Annotated in this window: 5 protein-coding genes; all 5 read left to right on the top strand. The window is 25.7% G+C overall.

The annotated features are described in order from the left end of the window. Positions 1–509: hypothetical protein (locus Q5F54_RS11055; protein WP_302334435.1), on the top strand; the 509-nt coding region annotated here is incomplete at its 5' end. Between the two features lie 407 nt (positions 510–916). Then, positions 917–1801, top strand: coding sequence for an RNA polymerase sigma factor RpoD/SigA (locus Q5F54_RS11050; protein ID WP_281538770.1), 885 nt, complete (start codon positions 917–919; stop codon positions 1799–1801). 344 nt (positions 1802–2145) lie between these two features. After that, complete coding sequence (locus Q5F54_RS11045; protein WP_071120114.1) at positions 2146–2517, top strand: GntR family transcriptional regulator; 372 nt, start codon at positions 2146–2148, stop codon at positions 2515–2517. After that, positions 2518–3399 carry an ABC transporter ATP-binding protein gene (locus tag Q5F54_RS11040; protein ID WP_302334434.1) on the top strand — a complete coding sequence of 294 codons (882 nt, stop codon included), beginning with the start codon at positions 2518–2520 and terminating at the stop codon, positions 3397–3399. Then, positions 3392–4222, top strand: a complete 831-nt coding sequence (locus Q5F54_RS11035; RefSeq protein WP_281538768.1) for a hypothetical protein — start codon at positions 3392–3394, stop codon at positions 4220–4222. Before Q5F54_RS11040 ends, Q5F54_RS11035 begins: the two co-directional genes overlap by 8 nt. Positions 4223–4349 lie beyond the last annotated feature (127 nt).

Genomic DNA, 4349 nt, shown 5'->3' with positions numbered 1-4349 from the left:
TAGTACCACATGATATGATAGACACTGATGTACCATTATCAGAGTTTGAAGAAGGTGCAGAGGGTATAATAGATATAATAGTAAGTGTTAAAGATAAAGAAGACTACTTAGTTCCAGTTATGTTAGTTAGCTGTTTAGACGAAGATGTAGAATTAGAAGGTGAAGTAGTACAAAAACAAATAGATTTCTTAGAAGATGTTGATAATATAACTACTGCAGGTAGAATAATATTAACTAATGGAAATCAAATGATGTATGCTGACTGGACTGGTGAAGAATATGATACAGAAGCAGCTCTTCCAACATATGAACAAATGGAAAAAGAATTATTTGAAATGGAAAAATTAGCTGCTGAGCATGAACACTCTCATCATGGATGTGGATGTGGTGGACATCATCACGAAGAAGAGCATGAATGCTGTGGAGGTCATGGACATCATGAAGATGGTCATGAGTGTTGTGGAGGACACAATCACGGAGAAGATCACAACTGTGGTTGTAAACACTAATAAATAAATATATACGAACTTGACGATACTTTTTAATAATGTTATTATAAATATGTTAAAAATTCTATATAAAAACCGTAAATGTTGGGGCAAAAGACAAAGGATTTATTAATATAGGGATTTATAGCGTCGTTCGATTTAAAAAGACTACTTTTATTGTGGTCTTTTTTTATGCTTAAAAACCTAAATATATATTTATATACTTAAAATAAGTGAAATTTTATAAAAAATATAAATAAAAAAAGGAAATTTGATAGCAAAGGTAGAATAATATAAAAATAAACTTATTGACATTTAATTTAATTGGATGGAATGTTTTTGAAGCAGCTATCATATTATAAATGTAGATGAAGCTAGAGAAAAGATAACATCTCAATTAATAAACTATATATAAAAGGGGTTATATTATGGAGGCTAAAAAAGAACAAAATTATGAAAGCTATATTTATTCTGATTCATCAAATACATCTAATGCTATGAAAATGTATTTAAAAGAAATAGAAGAATACCCAATGTTATCTGCTAAAGAGGAAGTAGAACTAGCTAAAGCTATAATTGACTCTTCAGAGGAAGCAAAAGAGAAATTTATAAATGCAAATTATAGATTGGTTGTAAGTATCGCTAAAAGATATAGAAAAGAAAGTGTAGATATGCTTGACTTAATTCAAGCAGGAAACATTGGACTTATAAAAGCAGTTGAAAAGTACGATTATAAAAAGGGATTTAAATTTAGTACTTATGCGACTTGGTGGATAAAACAAAGTATAACAAGATACATAGATGACTGTGAAAATACTATTAGAATACCTGTTCATCTTCATCAAAGAATAAATTTTGTAAAAAGAAAAAAACAAGAGCTTGCTAATGTACTTCAAAGAGAACCTAGTATGGAAGAACTTGCTGAAGTTTGCGAACTTGAAGTTGATAAGGTTTTAGATATATTAAAAAGGGATAAAAACATAGTATCTCTTGATACTCCTATTAAAGAAGATGAAGATAGTAGCTTGGTTGAGTTTATACCATCTGATGCACACTTTGGGGACGTGGTAATTCATGAGGTTGAACAAAATAACTTAAGAGAAAAAATAGACGAAGTATTAACAGATCTTAGTGATCAAGAGCAACAAGTACTTAGAATGAGATTTGGACTTGATGATGACACACCTAAGACTTTAGAAGAAATCGGTAAAGTATTTGGTGTAACAAGAGAGAGAATAAGACAAATAGAAGCTAAGGCTATTAGAAAATTAAGACATCCAAGTAGACTTAAATTACTTAAAAACTTTTATTAATTAGTTTATACAAAAGTGACAGCAGTTTTCTGCTTTTTATATCTCTTGTAAAAATATGATTTGATTTCTTTAAGTAAATAGTAGCACATATTAATTTGTATCGCATCTAAAATTTAATTAAATTTTATAAAAATATTTACATTAAAGAGGAATATACATAATTGATATAGATAAGTTAAAAAGTAGATTTATAAAAGAGCTATTTCAAAATGATTAAATAATGATTTTGAAATAGCTCTTTTTATAAATACATGTTTACATTTTTTATTATTTTATATATAATACTATTATAGTTAGTTACTTTAGTAATTAACTAATTAATTAACAGATATAAGGGGTGATTTATGAAGCTTATATTAAATGAAGACGAACCGATATTTATTCAAATATCAAAAGCTATAGAGGATGAAATACTAACAGATAGCATAAAAGAAGATGAACAAGTGCCTTCAACAACAGAATTATCAAGGTTATATAATATAAATCCAGCTACAGTATTAAAGGGAATGAATATATTAGTAGATAAGAATATCTTATATAAAAAAAGAGGTTTAGGTATGTTTGTAAATAGGGGAGCAAAAAACACTATAAAACTTTTAAGAAAAGAAAGCTTTAAAAATAAGTTTATAAAGAACTTAATTGAAGAAGCAAATAAGTTAGATATAGATAAAGATGAATTACTTGAGATGATTAAACAATACAAAGGGGGAAACTAAATGAGTGTAGCTATAAAAGTAAAAAATGTTAGTAAGTCTTTTAATGATAGTGTAGTACTTGATGATATATCTATAGATTTTTATGAAAATAAAATATATTGTTTACTTGGGAAAAATGGAGTAGGAAAAACTACCTTACTAAATATAATTACAAAGCAATTAATTAGTAAAAGTGGAACTGTAGAAATATTTGGACAAAATATAAATGAAAGTGACGATGTATTAGATAAGTTATGTATAGTAAGAGAAAGAGAGTTTCCTGAAAATGATATTTTAATAAAAGAATTATTTAATACTTACTCATACTTTTATAAAGATTATGATAAAAATCTACAAGAAAAATTGTGTGCTTATTTTGAGCTAGATTCTAAGAAGTCATATAGAAAATTATCAAGAGGTATGAAAAGTATAGTATCGAACATTATAGGAATATGCTCAAATGCTTCTATAACTATATTTGACGAACCTACAATAGGTCTTGATGCAGATAATAGAAATGAGTTTTATAAGATCTTATTAGATAGCTATATAAAAAATCCTAGAACTATAATATTATCAACTCACCTTATAAATGAAGTAGAAAACTTAATTGAAAATGTAGTTATAATAGATAAAGGAAAAGTAATAGTTGATGATAGTATAGATAATATAAGTCAAAAATCATTTTACATAAGTGGAGATAAGTCTGATTTGGAAAAATTAAAATGTTTAAAAAATACAACACCTGATAAAAGTTTTGGATCTAAACAAGTGTATAAATATTATGGGGATATAAATGAAGATGATTTAAAGTTTATAGAAAGTTTAAACATAAATTTAGAAACTATGAATCTTCAAGATATGTTTGTACATCTTACTAAAAGGGGGAATAAAAATGAATAAGTTAATGCCGTATTTTAGATTAATGAAAAAGTCTATAATATTAATGATAGTAATAACACTTTCAATAGCAATAACACATGATGGTAAAGAAATACTAACTGGATTTAAACATTCAGTATTTGAAAATGGATATTTAATATTTAAAAGTGAAATATATTCTACAACAGCATTACTTATATTTATATATGGTATATATCTTTCATATATAAAGTTTAATGTTGCAATAAATATAAAAGCAGATAGAAAAAGCTATATAAAAGCATCTATAATTACAATGATAGGTATGGGGATAGTATTTTCAATATTTACAGTTTTATGGTCATTGATTTTAAAGTTTGTAGTAGAGTATGTTTCTGGTAAAAATGCTTTAGTACTTGGAGATTCTGCATACTTTGTAAATACTTTTACTGATATTATAAATAGTTCTTTAGAAATGGGAACAACAGTATTATATGCTTTTTCGGATTTAAGCATAAGAAGATTTATTATGGATATCTTAGGGCAGCTTTTAACTTTATTTGCATTTTCATCTATAGGATTTTTACTTGGAAGTATTTTATATAGACTTAAAAAGAAAACATCAATAATAATATTTTTAATTATACCAACAATAGTTATAACATTAGGAGTAACATTTTATATATTTAACACAGATTTAATTATGAATTATATAGTTATTAACTTAGTTGATATTTTAAGGTTTATTATAAATGTAAATATACATTTAATTATAAAACTTTTAACTATAGTAATATCTTTAATTTGTTCAGTACTACTTTTAAAAAATGCACCAATAAAAGAATATGCACACAACTTAATATAAGGCTGATTATACAGCCTTTTTTAGTTTAGGATATGTTAGCCCTCTTTGTGATAAATATTGCATAAAAAGAGCCACACCTTGGACTTTTTAATAAATTGAATTTGAAGTAAAGTTCCTTATTTTAGGT

Origin of the sequence: uncultured Romboutsia sp., from assembly GCF_958366745.1 — a bacterium.
Classification (GTDB): Bacteria; Bacillota; Clostridia; order Peptostreptococcales; family Peptostreptococcaceae; genus Romboutsia; species Romboutsia timonensis.
The sequence above is the reverse complement of the archived record's forward strand: the minus strand, read 5'-3'. Positions and strand labels throughout refer to the sequence as shown.

Coding starts and splice junctions, on each gene's coding strand:
- Q5F54_RS11050 (WP_281538770.1), top strand. CDS start 917: ATGGAGGCTAAAAAAGAACAAAATTATGAAAGCTATATTTATTCTGAT.
- Q5F54_RS11045 (WP_071120114.1), top strand. CDS start 2,146: ATGAAGCTTATATTAAATGAAGACGAACCGATATTTATTCAAATATCA.
- Q5F54_RS11040 (WP_302334434.1), top strand. CDS start 2,518: ATGAGTGTAGCTATAAAAGTAAAAAATGTTAGTAAGTCTTTTAATGAT.
- Q5F54_RS11035 (WP_281538768.1), top strand. CDS start 3,392: ATGAATAAGTTAATGCCGTATTTTAGATTAATGAAAAAGTCTATAATA.